This is a genomic window from Bacillus sp. EB106-02-03-XG38 (genome assembly GCF_058792175.1).
In genome coordinates this window covers 1-14,798 of record NZ_JBYTED010000014.1, presented here as the reverse complement: position 1 = coordinate 14,798, position 14,798 = coordinate 1, and the positions used below count along the sequence as shown (strand labels likewise).

Genomic DNA, 14,798 nt, shown 5'->3' with positions numbered 1-14,798 from the left:
ATAAAAATTGACGTTTCACGTTGTTTGTTTCGTTTAGTTTTCAAAGTTCAACATCGCGTTTCAGCGACTTTTATAATTTAACATTTTGCGTTAAATCTGTCAACAACTTTTTTCTTTCGTTCCTGACGACGCTTATTAATTTACCATATTAATCATTAGTTCGTCAACACTTTTAAAAAAAATGCCAAAATAAATTTATCTTGGCATGATATAAAGCTTAATAACCACTAATGCAGCAACACCAGGTAAACCTAATAAACTTGTGATTGTTGCGGTTCCCAAGTTAATTGGAATATGAAAGTCAAAATATGTTCCTATAACATTTACGATAAAAAGTAATGCTACCCCCAAAGTAACATGAAAAAGCGCTTTTCCTATAAAACGTAACGGCTTAGAAGAAACACCAAAAACAAGAAAAATAAAAACTAATGTAAGAATACCAACAATAATAATTGTAGAATTCATTTTTTCCTCCTTATGAATGACCTATACACACTTATTTGTATGGGACAAGAAGATAAAAAAGAACATGTATCATATAACTCCAGTCGGTTTGTCTTATTCGCCTTTATTCGGTAACACTTTCTTCATAACAACCATTACTTGTTCTTTCCAAACGAAGTAACTGCTAAAGATAAAATAAAAAGGTTCTGCTTTTTCAGCAGAACCTTTTACCATTGTTCCATTTTTACAGGACGACGTTTTGCTTCTTTTAACAAAAAGAAATATTTCGCCTCTGCTATTTTCAAAGAACAAAGTACATCTTGAGATGGTTCAACGCTTTGTTCTACCATTCTCTTCTGACGTAACCATTCATTCTTTACCTTTTCTAATAGTACGATTAGCTTATCATCGTACTCTTTACGCAATTTACCCTTTTTTTGAAAGAACATTTTTGTTTCTCCTCTTATACTTCTCTACGACCTTCTAACGCTTTCGACAGTGTTACTTCATCTGCATATTCTAAATCTCCACCAACTGGCAGACCATGTGCAATACGAGTTACTTTAATACCTGTCGGCTTTAAGAGGCGGGATATATACATTGCTGTAGCTTCCCCTTCAATATTAGGGTTTGTTGCTAATATTACTTCTTGTACCGTTTCATCGTGCAGTCGCTTTAAAAGTTGAGGTATATTAATATCTTCTGGTCCAATTCCCTCCATTGGGGAAATGGCACCACGTAACACATGATATACACCTTGATACTCTTTCATTTTTTCCATTGCGATTACATCTTTCGGTTCCTGCACAACACAAACAACCGATTGATCTCGATGTGAATCGTTACAAATATAACAAGGGTCACGGTCAGTAATATGCCCGCATACAGAACAATATGCTAAGTCTCGCTTCGCATTTACAAGTGCTTTTGCAAAACCTAACACATCGTCTTCTTTCATATCTAATACGAAAAATGCCAATCGAACCGCTGTTTTCGGTCCGATTCCCGGCAATTTCATAAAGCTATCAATTAGTTTTGATATTGGTTCTGGATAATGCATATATCAATATCCTCCTAGAACATTCCACCCGGTAAGTTTAAGCCTTTTGTAAATTTACCCATTGTAGAGTTTGAAAGTTCATCAGCTTTTTTAAGTGCATCATTCGTTGCAGCTAAAACTAAGTCTTGTAACATTTCGATATCTTCTGGATCTACAACTTCTTCTTTCACTTTCACTTCAAGAATTTGCTTATGACCATTTGCAATAACTGTGATCATACCGCCACCAGCTGTACCTTCAACTGTTTTTTCACCAAGTTCTTCTTGCGCTTTTGCCATATCCTTTTGCATCTTTTGCATTTGTTTCATCATGTTATTCATATTTCCCATTCCGCCACGCATCATAATTAATTCCTCCTAATTATTATTACTCTTTTATTTCAATAAGTTCTTGCCCTACTAATTTTACTGCCTCTTCTATAAGAGGATCTTCTTTTTTCTCTGGGCTTTCTTCAGAAGCTCCACCTTCACGCTGTAAAAAATCTTCACGGATTTTACCCCATTCACTTTTTGGAATGGCAATCATATTTAATCTTTTACTTAGCAATTCAAATAAAGCCTGTTCCACTGTGTCCATAGCTTCTCGATTCTCGCTCGCCATTTTACAGTGAATCTCATATTGAAACGCTAAAACGTAAGTATCATCCGAAGCCGCTACCGGTTCGCTATTTTCTAATAAAACAGCAAACGCTACTTTGTTGTATGCTTTGAGTCTTCCTAACAACTCACCCCATACAGCTTTTAATTGTTCTAAATCTTGACGCTTCGCTTGCTTTAATACTTCATTTACGCGCCCGACAGGAATCTTCATACTACCTGTCCGTACCGGCTTTGGTGCTGCACGTGTCTCTCTTACTTCTTGCTGTACACCAGCTGGCACACCATTCTTTTTAACTTGTTCTAACTCTTTCTCCAATTGCTGCATCCTGTTCATAATTGCTTGTAAACGATCTGCACCGTTTGCTTGCATCATAAACTGCTGACACAGTTGTACCATAACAACTTCTAAGAAAATTCGCGGATGATTTGTCCACTTCATTTCCTGTTGTCCCTTACTAAGGGTATGAATGATTTCATAGATTACTTCCGGTTGCATTTCTTCACTTAACATCCGGAATTGCTCATCTACCATCACTCGTTCCAACATATGTTCCAGTTGTGGTGAAGTTTGATATAAAAGCATATCGCGATAATAGTAAATGAAATCCTCCATAAAGCGAACTGGATCTTTCCCTTTAGCCATCATCTCATCTATAATACGCAATGCTCTTGATACATCATTTTCACGTATACATTCTACTAAGTTACCTAAGTATTGCTGAGAAACAGAACCTGTTACAGCTAATACATCTTCTGTCGTAACTGTTTCATCACTATAAGATATTGCCTGATCAATAAGACTAAGTGCATCACGCATACCACCTTCAGCGGCACGTGCAACAATTTGTAACGCCTCATCTTCTACTTTCGTACCTTCATTAGTCACAACCGTAGATAATCTCTCAACAATATCATTTACTGATATCTTTCGAAATTCGAAACGTTGACAACGCGAAATAATTGTAGGTGGTATCTTATGTGGTTCTGTTGTCGCTAAAATAAAGATGACATGTCCTGGCGGCTCTTCTAACGTTTTTAAAAGCGCATTGAAGGCACCCATAGAAAGCATGTGAACCTCATCAATAATGTATACTTTATATTCTACAGCACTTGGAGCATATTTTACTTTATCTCTAATATCTCGAATTTCATCTACACCGTTATTTGAAGCCGCATCAATTTCTAATACATCCGAAATAGATCCTTGTGTAATCCCCAAACAAGAAGGACATTCATTACAAGGTTCAGCTACCGGAGCATGTTCACAGTTGATTGCTTTTGCAAATACTTTTGCAATGGTTGTTTTTCCTGTTCCCCTCGGACCAGAAAATAAATAAGCATGTGAAACTTTCTCTTGAAGAAGGGCATTTTGCAACGTTTTTGTCACGTGCTTTTGACCGACTACATCTTCAAATTTTTGCGGTCTCCATGTTCGGTATAACGCTTGGTATGACACGAAAATACGGCCTCCCTCAAAGGTTATTATCTCATTTATTATAACCCATTCTGTTTATAGATTCCAAAAGTTATTTTCCATACAAAAAACCCACCTTAGTATTAAGGTGAGTTTTGTATACATATATAACTGCCGTGCACCTTCTGTCGATTACGTACCATAAGCGTTACTCAAGCAGTTAGCTCGGTTCAGGCACTCCTGCGGCACACGAGAAGACCCGCTTATTGCTGCTTCCTTCCGGACCTGACAAGGTTCACGGGGTCCCGTTGCGCAGGACCCAAACGTCAACACCACTTACTTAAGGCAGACCTTACAGCAACATAACCTCGAGAAGGGATTCGGCCTCGCTAGAGCGGATTGCGAGTATAGGGCACCGCTACCTCCCCGCTTAGCACGGCAAAGTTAAAACCAATATTCGGTTGCCTTCATTAAAGGCACTATCAGTATAACTTGTTTTTTTATAAAATGCAAATACGTTAGTTCTCTTTGCTTTTCTCTAATTTCTTGATCTCTTTTCTTTTTTTACGAAGCTCTCTAAAAAAGTTTGTTAACAAGGTACCGCACTCTTCTTCTAATACACCAGCTGCTACTTCACATTGATGATTAAAGCGTTCATCCGTTAAAAGATTCATCAATGTCCCTGCGCATCCACCTTTCGGATCACTTGCACCATATACAACTCGCTTCACTCGTGATAAAACAATTCCACCCGCACACATCGGACAAGGTTCTAATGTTACATATAATGTCGCATCTTCTAAACGCCATGTCCCTAATTTTTTGCACGCCTCATCAATAGCTAACAACTCAGCGTGAGCTATTGATCTTTGCTCAGTTTCCCTTAAATTATGAGCAACACTAATTACTTCACCATCCAACACTATAACTGCACCGATTGGTACCTCTTGTATTGCCTCTGCTTTTTTAGCCTCTTCTATTGCTAACTGCATAAAATAAATATCCTGATCGTGTTCCATAACCTAGTCCTTTCATTACAAATAAAGTATACTTATTTCCATTTACTACACATGGGATAACTTTTACAAATTCAATCCACCCTAAGAAAAAAGAGAGGGGATTACATATGAAAAACACTGCCTTACTCATTATCGATATGATTAATGATTTTCAATTTTCACACGGACCTATCCTAGCCAAAAAATGCGAAATTATAACAACTCCTATTTTACAATTAAAGAAAACAATGAAATCCTTCGGCTACCCCATCATTTATATTAATGACCATTATCAGCTTTGGAGATCTGATATTGACCAACTAATTACTCATTGTACAAATGAGTATAGTAAAAATATCATTCATAAGATTGCTCCAAATTCTGATGATTATATTTTCATTAAACCACATTACTCTGCTTTTTATGAAACACCTTTAAATTCTTTATTAGGCTATTTAAAAATAGAAAATCTCATATTAACAGGAGTCGCCGGAAATATATGTATCCTCTTTACAGCTAACGATGCTCATATGAGAAATTATACACTGTATGTACCACAGGACTGTATTGCCTCTAATCACGATCAGGATAACTTACATGCTTTAAAAATAATGAAAGCCACATTAAAAGCAAATATAGGACCATCATCTCAAATAAAATTTAATTAATACATATATCTATTTTCTAACTTTTTATAGCAAATTAACCCGCTCGCTTCCCTCTTGTGCTACAATAATTCTGTTTTGTGTTTTTAGTAGTCACGGTAAATCACTGATTGAAAGGAGGAAACAGCGTGACCGGAGTACCATTTATCACGGTTGAAGGACCAATTGGTGTTGGAAAGACTTCACTTGCGAAGGAAATTTCAACTCACATGCAACTCCACTTATTGAAAGAGATTGTTGATGAAAACCCCTTTTTAGGAAAGTTCTATGAAGACATCGACGAATGGAGTTTTCAAACAGAGATGTTCTTTCTTTGTAATAGATACAAACAACTAGAAGATATTAACATAAAGTATTTGAATCAAAGGAAACCAGTAGTAGCGGATTATCATATATTTAAAAATGTAATTTTCGCATCCCGTACATTAAAAGATTCTCAATATGACAAGTACATGCAAATCTACCGTATCCTTACACAAGATATGCCAGTACCAAACGTTATCGTGTATTTAACAGCTAGCCTAGAAACATTACAAAAGCGAATCGCAATGCGCGGAAGAGAATTTGAAAAAAATATGGATCCAAATTACTTACTACAGCTCACAAAAGATTACGAAACAGCTATGGATGCTTTTAAAAAGGACCATCCAGATATCCCAGTATTGAAATTTAACGGAGACGATATGGATTTTATAAAAAATCCTGACGATTTAAACGTCATCCTATCTGCCCTTCAAAATACTCTCTTAAAGGAGTCGAAATAATAATGAATTTAAGGCAAAAATATGACATACCAAATGACGCAGTAATCACTATCGCTGGAACAGTAGGTGTTGGTAAATCTACTATGACAACTGCATTAGCTAACGCTTTAGGTTATCGTACATCATTTGAAAAAGTAGATTCGAATCCGTATTTGGACAAGTTCTATGCTGATTTCACACGCTGGAGCTTCCACTTGCAAGTATACTTTTTAGCAGAACGATTTAAAGAACAAAAAAGAATTTTTGAATACGGTGGCGGTTTTGTCCAAGATCGCTCTATCTATGAAGACACTGGCATTTTTGCAAAAATGCACCATGAAAAAGGAACAATGACAGAAACGGATTATGAAACATACAAAGGTTTATTTGACGCTATGGTCATGACTCCTTACTTCCCTCATCCAGATTTACTAATTTACTTAGAAGGTTCTTTTGATGATATCGTTGATCGTATACAAGAACGTGGACGTCCAATGGAACAGCAAACACCGATTGAGTATTGGAAAGAGATGCATGGGCGTTACGAAAACTGGATTAATAACTTTAATTCATGTCCTGTTTTACGATTAAATATTAATGAATACGATATTTTGAAGGATGGCGATTCCATTGAACCAATCATTAAAAAAATTGGCCATTTTTTAAAACAAACACGTAAACTTGTAAAATAAAAAACCCGTGCATATGCACGGGTTTTTCTATTAAATTACTTCTTCTTTGTTGGAGCAATAATTTCACTCTCAGGTTTTCCAGCATTAATACGCTGACGAACAGTACTTGTACTAATATCGTATGCTTCAGCAATCTCTTTAACAGTCATTTCTTTTCCATTAATTACTGCTGTTAATACTTTACCTGTACGTTTTGGAGCTGCTTCTTTCTTTACAGCTTCCTTTTTAACTTTTTTTGGTGCCTCTACTTTTGTCACAGTTTGCTTTACATCACAAGTGCAACCACAAAGTTTACGGAATGTATCATCGCTAATAATGCGTGATACATTTGCACCACTGTTTAAAATTCTATTGTTCTTACAGACAGGACATTGTACATAATATAAAGTTTTTCCATCTAAAGGAAACGTTTGTATAATAAGATCCATGTTGACTCCTTTCATATCTATGAAGATAATCATCGGAATATGAGTGTGTAATAAGGACAAAATCGCCTTACACCATACTTTATGATTGGTTTTAAAATAAAAACTCGTTACGTGTTGGTAACGAGTTCTCCAATCTCCACTTATATGCGCTGTTGTCAATTATATCTGGAGGAGGTAGAGGGATTCGAACCCCCGCGCGACTCTCGCCGCCTGTCGGTTTTCAAGACCGATCCCTTCAGCCAGACTTGGGTATACCTCCATATTGACATCAAATATAATATCAAAAGAAAAACAGTTAGTCAACCCTACTAAAATAAATTATGAGGAAAGGAAAATTTTACTTTTCCTCTCCTACATTATAGTACTGACAACGCTCATAATTACCAATCACTCATACCGATGAATGTTTATAAATTTACTTAATAACTGTTTTTCCTCCCATATAAGGGCGAAGAACTTCTGGAATTATAATTGTACCATCTTCTTGTTGGTAGTTCTCTAAAATAGCTGCCACCGTACGTCCAATTGCAAGACCAGATCCATTTAATGTATGAACATGTTCTGGTTTACCGTTTGGCTCACGACGGAAACGGATATTTGCACGTCTCGCTTGGAAAGCTTCAAAATTACTACAAGAAGAAATTTCACGATATGTGCCATAGCTTGGAATCCATACTTCGATATCGTATTTCTTCGCTGCTGTAAATCCTAAATCGCCTGTGCACATGCTCATAACGCGATATGGCAACTCTAATAATTGTAACACGCGTTCTGCATCATTTGTTAGTTTTTCTAACTCTTCATAAGAATCTTCTGGTTTTACGAATTTTACAAGCTCTACTTTATTGAATTGATGCTGACGAATTAAACCACGTGTATCGCGTCCAGCTGAACCTGCTTCAGAACGGAAACAAGAGCTAAATGCAGCATATCTTATAGGCAATTGCTCTTTATTTAAGATCTCATCACGGTGCATATTTGTTACAGGTACTTCAGCTGTTGGAATTAAGAAATAATCCTCACTTTCAATACGGAATGCATCTTCTTCAAATTTCGGAAGTTGTCCTGTTCCTGTCATACTTGCACGGTTTACCATATACGGAGGTAATACTTCTTCATATCCATGCTCATCAGTATGAAGATCGAGCATAAAGCTAATTAAAGCACGCTCTAATCTTGCGCCAGCACCTTTGTAGAATACGAAGCGGCTTCCTGTTACTTTCCCAGCACGCTCAAAGTCTAGAATTCCTAAATCTGTAGCAAGGTCCCAATGTGGTTTTGGTTCAAAAGCAAATTCTTTCACGTCTCCCCAAGTACGTGCTACTACATTGTCATCCTCTGTTTCCCCAACTGGAGCAGATTCATGAGGAATATTTGGAATAGATAACATTAATCTTTCTAAATCCTCTTCAACTGTGCGAAGTTCATTATCAAGATCTTTTACTTTTTCTCCAACTTCACGCATTTCTAAAATTAGAGCTTCTGCATCTTTCTTTTCGCGCTTCAATACAGAGATTTGTTGAGATACTTCGTTACGTTTACTTTTGAGTTCCTCTGTTTGAACAAGTAGTTCTCTTCTTCTCGTATCTAACTCTTCAAAGCGACCAAAATCAGTTAAATCTTCGCCTCTATGCTGTAACTTTGCTTTTACTTCTTCAAAATTTGTACGTAAAAATTTAATATCAAGCATTATATACTCCTCCTTTTATTTTATAAAACACAAAAAACTCCCGTCCCTATATAAAGGGACGGGAGTTAACCCGCGTTGCCACCCTAGTTGAAAGCATTGCCGCCTTCCTCTCAAGTAGAAATAACGGCTCTTCACCGGGAATGTTTACTAATCATAAAGATATTCCACATTCCATTCCAGGATGGATTCACAAATTGTTTCTATCGATTTCCACCAACCATCGACTCTCTATAAGAAACGGCATTTGTTACTACTTCCTATCAACACGCTTATTTTATAAAATTGTTACCATCAATTTACTATAATCTTATACAAGTTGCAAGTTACTTATACAACTTTTTTCATTTTCGCTTCTTTTACCATTTCTACAAAGTATGCCGTTACACGATGATCATCCGTTAATTCCGGATGGAATGAAGCAGCTAAAAACTGATTTTGTTTTACCGCTACCATTCGGTCACCATGTGTAGAAAGTACTTCAACATCGTCTGCCACATTTACAACATACGGGGCACGAATAAATACGCCAACAAAATCTTCTCCTACACCTTTAATAGAAAGTGCAGCTTCAAAGCTATCTTTTTGTCGTCCGAACGCATTGCGCTCAACTGTAATATCCATAGCACCAATATGTGCTTCTTCATAGCCAATAAGTGTTTTTGCAAGAAGAATCATTCCTGCACATGTACCAAACATTGGTTTACCAGACTTCGCGAATGTACGAAGTGGTTCCATGAAAGCATACTTATCAATAAGACGGCGCATTGTTGTACTTTCACCGCCTGGTAAAATAAGACCATCAATTTCTTCAAGTTGTTCTATACGCTTTACAACAACAGCTTCTGCACCACTTGCTTCAACTGATTTTACATGCTCACGAACTGCACCTTGAAGACCTAGTACACCGATTTTCACCATTTTAAAGTTCTCCTTCAATTACCATCCACGCTCTTGCATGCGTTGTTCTGGTAATAACGTTGAAATTTCGATACCTTTCATCGCATTACCTAATCCTTTAGAAAGGTTTGCAATTAGTTCGTAATCCTCATAATGAGTTGTCGCTTCAACGATTGCACGTGCAAATTTCGCTGGATTCTCTGATTTGAAGATACCAGATCCTACAAATACACCATCCGCACCAAGTTGCATCATTAACGCTGCATCTGCTGGTGTTGCTACACCACCTGCTGCGAAGTTTACAACTGGTAAACGACCAAGGCGTTTAATTTCAAGTAGTACTTCATAAGGAGCACCAGTATTTTTTGCATATGTCATTAACTCATCTTCACGTAGACTTGCAACTTGACGGATTTCTGCATTGACTTGGCGCATATGACGCACTGCCTCTACAATGTTTCCTGTTCCTGGTTCACCTTTTGTACGAAGCATAGATGCACCTTCTGCAATACGACGTGCTGCTTCTCCAATATCACGGCAACCACATACAAACGGAACTGTGTAATCACGTTTATTTAAATGGTATACTTCATCGGCAGGAGTTAATACTTCACTCTCATCGATATAGTCTACCCCTAATGATTCTAATACACGTGCTTCTACAAGGTGACCGATACGGCATTTTGCCATAACCGGAATTGACACTGCACCCATTACTTCTTCAACGATTGTTGGGTCTGCCATACGAGAAACGCCACCTGCTGCACGAATATCTGCTGGTACACGCTCTAATGCCATAACGGCAACTGCGCCTGCCTCTTCTGCAATTTTTGCTTGTTCAGCGTTAATTACGTCCATAATAACGCCGCCTTTTTGCATTTCTGCCATTCCACGTTTTACACGTTCTGTCCCTGTTACATTTGTCATGTTACAAAAACCCCCCTAGGTGAATTGCTTTTCCCCGTTAAAGGCGAAAATTAAGAATACTCTTACATTCTACCACTAACTATCAGATGCTTGTCTACTACTTTTTCATAAAGTCGGTATGAAAAATAGGAATAAGAAAAAGCCCCTACAATGAGGAGCTTTTAAAACCAACCTTTTACTGTATCAACAGCACTATTCCATATACCACTAAAGAAAGAACCGATTCCGCGCATAGAACGAGTAAACCAATTCGCTTCTTCTACTGCAGATGTTGTTACAAGGTCTATTTGTAATGACTTACTAGATAAAAATCCAGGATCATTTGTATCTTTTGGTGTGATTACCATTTTGCCAAGTGCAGCTCCCTTTTTAATAGGTGCTTCTTGTCCCTTACTTGCTTCTTTTAATTCTGTTTTATAGACATCCTTACTTCCCTTTGGCACTGGAAGTGAAACAGCTTTTTTTGTTTGAACTGCTACATCTTTATCTGTAGCATTTTCTACTCGTACTGTTTCTTGTCCTTTTACTGAAGAACCTTTTTTATATAATTGCTTCATTTCAAAATTAGCAAATCCATAATCATATAGTTTCTTTGTCTCATCAAAACGTGCGTCACGAGACTTCGTTTTAATAACTACAGAAATAAATCGCATACCATCTTTTTCGATTGTACCAGTGAAACAATCTCCTGCTTCTGGAGTCGATCCTGTTTTCAAGCCATCTACACCATCATATGCCTTAGATAAACCTGGTAACATCCAGTTCCAGTTAATCATGTCAATTCGATCCGTAGTACCTTCACGGAATGTCTTTTTTGAAATTTTTGCTGTATCTAATGTTTTAGGGAAATCTTGGATAATACGTTGTGCTAAAATTGCTACATCTCTTGCAGCCATTTTATTTTCTTCATCTGGAGTTGTCCCCTCAGGGTGCTGTCCTTTTAAATCTTTGTTCGTTAAGCCTGTAGAATTTACGAACTTGTAATTTTTTAATCCAAGTTCTTTCGACTTATCATTCATCAGTTTTACAAAGTCTACTTCTTTTCCGGCAATTGCTTCAGCTAAAGCTATCGTTGCACCATTAGCAGAATAAATTGCCATTGCTTCATATAACTCTTTTACTGTATAAGACTCACCGTTTCGTAGCGGCACATTCGATAATGAACGATCCTGCGAAATTTTATACGCATATTCAGAAACCTTAACTCTTTGATCCCATTTTAGTTTCCCTTTCGCAACAGCCTCGTTCACCAAATATTCACTCATCATCTTTGTCATACTAGCAATTGACAATAATTCATCTGCATTCTTTTGATATAAAATTTTCCCAGAATTTGCTTCAACTAAAATTGCTGCACCTGCTTCAATGTTTAAAGCAGATCCTGTTTCTGCTGATGCATTGCTGTATGGTAACAACATACTACAAGCTAGTGCAAGCATTGTTACTAGCGCAATGAATCTTTTGCAAAACATACCTTTCACTTTTGCTACCCCCAATATCTATGTACTCACATAACCGTTATTCTAACATAATCAAAAAAAAATAGACAGAGATATCAAATCTCCGTCTATTTGTATATAAGACATTATAATGAGTAGTTTGGAGCCTCTTTTGTAATTTGTACGTGATGAGGATGACTTTCACGTAAACCAGCACCTGACATACGAATGAATTGCGCATTCTCACGTAAGAATTCTAAATCTTGTGCTCCGCAATATCCCATACCTGCACGTAATCCACCAACTAATTGGTGAACTGTATCTGCTAAAGGTCCTTTATATGGTACTCGTCCTTCGATACCTTCTGGAACAAGTTTTTTATTTCCTTCTTGGAAGTAACGATCTTTACTTCCTTTTTCCATCGCTCCGACAGAACCCATACCACGGTATACTTTAAATTGACGACCTTGGTAAATTTCAGTTTCACCAGGACTTTCAGCAACACCAGCAAACATACTACCTAACATAACAACGTGTGCTCCTGCTGCTAAAGCTTTAACCATGTCACCAGAATACTTAACACCACCATCAGCAATAACTGGAATGCCGTGTTTACGAGCTTCTGTTGCACAATCATAAACCGCTGTTAATTGTGGTACACCAACGCCAGCTACAACACGTGTTGTACAAATAGAACCTGGTCCAATACCAACTTTAACTACGTTTGCACCAGCTTCAATTAATGCCTTTGTTGCTTCAGCAGTAGCAACATTTCCAGCGATAATATTTAGTGAAGGATACTTGGCACGAACTTCTTTTACTTTATCAATAACACCTTGAGAATGTCCGTGAGCTGTATCAAGTACGATTGCATCTACGCTAGCTTTTACTAATGCGTCGATACGAGTCATAGCATCAGCCGTTACACCAACTGCTGCTCCAACTAATAAACGTCCTTGCTTATCCTTTGCGGAATTTGGGAATTCAATTACTTTCTCGATATCTTTTATTGTAATAAGCCCTTGTAATACACCGTTGTTATCAACAAGAGGGAGTTTTTCAATTTTATACTTTTGTAGGATCTTTTCAGCTTCACCTAGCGTTGTACCAACTGGAGCTGTAATTAGCTGTTCTTTTGTCATTACGTCAGAAATCTTGATTGAGTAGTCTTGAATAAAACGCATATCACGGTTTGTAATAATACCAACTAACTTTCGCTCGTCTAAATTATTTACAACCGGTACACCTGAGATACGGTATTTTCCCATAAGATGCTCTGCATCATACACTTGATGTTCTGGAGTTAAAAAGAAAGGATCTGAAATAACGCCACTTTCAGAACGTTTTACTTTATCAACTTGCTCGGCTTGTTGTTCAATAGACATGTTTTTATGAATAATTCCTAAACCGCCTTGACGAGCCATTGCAATAGCCATATCGGCTTCTGTTACTGTATCCATTCCTGCACTAATTAACGGGATGTTTAACTGTAAGCTTTCAGATAAAACTGTTTTAACACTTACTTCTCTTGGTAGTACATCTGACTTTGCTGGTACAAGTAATACGTCATCAAAAGTCAAACCTTCTTTAACAAATTTAGATTCCCACATAATTGTTCCCCCCATGATACCAGAAATTATTATTAGTAGCTTATCAATTGGTTAAAATACTGTCAAGGACGTATATATATGTTAGAATTTTTAGACAATAAAAGGAGCGTAATATATGCATCAATCACATTGTACTTGGCAGCAATTAAGTTTCTTCTTTTCATCTCAAAATGTACAACGTTATCTTGCCCGTTGTTATGAAAAATCCTCCATACAAGATGCTGAAAAAAAAAGTTTTGAAAACTGTTATCCCTTTATTTATTACTTAGAACACGGGAAAAACTATTATGAATTATATAAGGTAGCCCCCTTTTCGATTCAGCCAATGTTATTATTTTATGGAATGAGCCAACTTTTTAAAGCCTGCTTACTAACCATTGATCCTAATTATCCCGAATCCACTACTGTTTTAGCTCATGGTGTTACGACACGTAAACGAAAAAAACAAGGATATCAATTTTTAGAAGATGAGGTGAAGGTACAAAAAAATGGATTATTTACTCATGTTGCAGAACAGCTGTTTCACATGAAACACTTGGAATCAGAGAAGTTTAACATGCTAGATTTAATGGGGACTATTCCTGAATTACAAAATCTATTTCGCTATAGTCAACGAGGTGCTACTTTATATAAAATCGATTCAGTAAATACAAATGAACTTTCCTTTTCAGTCAGTATACTAGATCGCCTTCATATGACTACAGAAAGATTTTCACGTTACATTGAATCAACTTGTAAGCATTTATCGATGCAACATGTTCCTGGGAAAATGAGCAAATCAAATTTGCTTTTTACAGCTCCTATTCAATCGTGGAATCCTGTATATAGCACGCCATTATACTACGAGTATCTTGCTAATACTTATTACTTACCACTTACAACTGACCCTAGAAATCCTAAACCTGTATTACCTGAACTTCTTGTTCATTATTTATTGCTCTACAATTTAAGTATGATTTCTAGATACGAAACAGATTGGTGGTATGATTTACTTGGAAGCTATGGTTCTGAAGATTATCCATTCATTTATCAATTCCTTACTATTTCTGCTCAAAAAATCCCTTACTACATTTCAGCCTTTTTACTTGCAGAATCCAACCTATTTCATGGGAAATAAAAAAACACAAGTCAAAAGACTTGTGTTTTTAGTTGCTTGGCGACGTCCTACTCTCACAGGGACAAGGTCCCAACT

16 protein-coding genes, 1 tRNA gene, 1 other RNA gene and 1 other annotated feature are annotated in these 14,798 nt (G+C 36.9%); of the genes, 4 read left to right on the top strand and 14 right to left on the bottom strand.

What is annotated here, in order from left to right; translation table 11 throughout:
* Positions 1–195: 195 nt before the first annotated feature.
* From AC3WTI_RS28235 to tadA, 7 genes are all read right to left on the bottom strand, one after another.
* Complete coding sequence (locus AC3WTI_RS28235; protein ID WP_071758074.1) at positions 196–465, bottom strand: pro-sigmaK processing inhibitor BofA family protein; 270 nt, start codon at positions 463–465, stop codon at positions 196–198.
* Between the two features lie 206 nt (positions 466–671).
* Entirely contained in the window at positions 672–893 is a 222-nt protein-coding gene (locus tag AC3WTI_RS28230; protein WP_000466020.1) for a YaaL family protein, read from the bottom strand.
* A gap of 14 nt (positions 894–907) precedes the next feature.
* Positions 908–1,504: a recombination protein RecR gene (gene recR / locus AC3WTI_RS28225; RefSeq protein WP_000559169.1), complete on the bottom strand. Its 597-nt coding sequence runs from the start codon at positions 1,502–1,504 to the stop codon at positions 908–910.
* Positions 1,505–1,518: 14 nt separating this feature from the next.
* A complete protein-coding gene (locus AC3WTI_RS28220; RefSeq protein ID WP_170930109.1) occupies positions 1,519–1,845 on the bottom strand; it encodes a YbaB/EbfC family nucleoid-associated protein in 327 nt (108 codons plus the stop codon).
* Between the two features lie 25 nt (positions 1,846–1,870).
* On the bottom strand, positions 1,871–3,559 hold the full coding sequence (gene dnaX / locus AC3WTI_RS28215; protein ID WP_048528479.1) for a DNA polymerase III subunit gamma/tau: 1,689 nt from the start codon (positions 3,557–3,559) through the stop codon (positions 1,871–1,873).
* A 132-nt stretch (positions 3,560–3,691) separates the two neighbouring features.
* Positions 3,692–3,956: signal recognition particle sRNA large type (ffs, locus tag AC3WTI_RS28210), an RNA gene on the bottom strand.
* 79 nt (positions 3,957–4,035) lie between these two features.
* Entirely contained in the window at positions 4,036–4,536 is a 501-nt protein-coding gene (gene tadA, locus AC3WTI_RS28205) for a tRNA adenosine(34) deaminase TadA (protein ID WP_087955346.1), read from the bottom strand.
* A 107-nt stretch (positions 4,537–4,643) separates the two neighbouring features.
* Between tadA and AC3WTI_RS28200 the strand changes: the two genes are divergently transcribed.
* The 3 genes from AC3WTI_RS28200 to AC3WTI_RS28190 all read left to right on the top strand — a co-directional run bounded on the left by AC3WTI_RS28200 (position 4,644) and on the right by AC3WTI_RS28190 (position 6,615).
* On the top strand, positions 4,644–5,183 hold the full coding sequence (locus tag AC3WTI_RS28200) for a cysteine hydrolase family protein (protein WP_048528482.1): 540 nt from the start codon (positions 4,644–4,646) through the stop codon (positions 5,181–5,183).
* Between the two features lie 125 nt (positions 5,184–5,308).
* Positions 5,309–5,944, top strand: coding sequence for a deoxynucleoside kinase (locus AC3WTI_RS28195; RefSeq protein ID WP_017561726.1), 636 nt, complete (start codon positions 5,309–5,311; stop codon positions 5,942–5,944).
* A gap of 2 nt (positions 5,945–5,946) precedes the next feature.
* The gene (locus AC3WTI_RS28190; RefSeq protein WP_001053585.1) at positions 5,947–6,615 is read left to right on the top strand and encodes a deoxynucleoside kinase; all 669 of its coding nucleotides are present in this window, start codon (positions 5,947–5,949) and stop codon (positions 6,613–6,615) included.
* Between the two features lie 35 nt (positions 6,616–6,650).
* On the opposite strand, the gene AC3WTI_RS28185 is transcribed toward AC3WTI_RS28190, so the two are convergent.
* From AC3WTI_RS28185 to guaB, 7 genes are all read right to left on the bottom strand, one after another.
* The gene (locus tag AC3WTI_RS28185) at positions 6,651–7,043 is read right to left on the bottom strand and encodes a sigma factor-like helix-turn-helix DNA-binding protein (protein WP_142286461.1); all 393 of its coding nucleotides are present in this window, start codon (positions 7,041–7,043) and stop codon (positions 6,651–6,653) included.
* A gap of 166 nt (positions 7,044–7,209) precedes the next feature.
* Positions 7,210–7,302 (bottom strand) — tRNA-Ser (locus AC3WTI_RS28180).
* Between the two features lie 156 nt (positions 7,303–7,458).
* The gene (gene serS, locus AC3WTI_RS28175; protein WP_060629158.1) at positions 7,459–8,733 is read right to left on the bottom strand and encodes a serine--tRNA ligase; all 1,275 of its coding nucleotides are present in this window, start codon (positions 8,731–8,733) and stop codon (positions 7,459–7,461) included.
* Between the two features lie 51 nt (positions 8,734–8,784).
* Positions 8,785–9,006: a binding site (T-box leader), on the bottom strand.
* A gap of 54 nt (positions 9,007–9,060) precedes the next feature.
* Complete coding sequence (pdxT, locus tag AC3WTI_RS28170) at positions 9,061–9,651, bottom strand: pyridoxal 5'-phosphate synthase glutaminase subunit PdxT (RefSeq protein WP_048528484.1); 591 nt, start codon at positions 9,649–9,651, stop codon at positions 9,061–9,063.
* An 18-nt stretch (positions 9,652–9,669) separates the two neighbouring features.
* Positions 9,670–10,557, bottom strand: a complete 888-nt coding sequence (gene pdxS / locus AC3WTI_RS28165; protein ID WP_087955343.1) for a pyridoxal 5'-phosphate synthase lyase subunit PdxS — start codon at positions 10,555–10,557, stop codon at positions 9,670–9,672.
* A 161-nt stretch (positions 10,558–10,718) separates the two neighbouring features.
* A complete protein-coding gene (locus AC3WTI_RS28160; protein ID WP_142286462.1) occupies positions 10,719–12,029 on the bottom strand; it encodes a D-alanyl-D-alanine carboxypeptidase family protein in 1,311 nt (436 codons plus the stop codon).
* 113 nt (positions 12,030–12,142) lie between these two features.
* Positions 12,143–13,606: an IMP dehydrogenase gene (guaB, locus tag AC3WTI_RS28155; RefSeq protein WP_087955341.1), complete on the bottom strand. Its 1,464-nt coding sequence runs from the start codon at positions 13,604–13,606 to the stop codon at positions 12,143–12,145.
* A 115-nt stretch (positions 13,607–13,721) separates the two neighbouring features.
* On the opposite strand from guaB, the gene AC3WTI_RS28150 reads away from it, so the two are divergent.
* Positions 13,722–14,723 (top strand): YaaC family protein, encoded by a 1,002-nt coding sequence (locus tag AC3WTI_RS28150; RefSeq protein ID WP_087955340.1) that lies wholly within the window; start codon positions 13,722–13,724, stop codon positions 14,721–14,723.
* Positions 14,724–14,798: the final 75 nt, after the last annotated feature.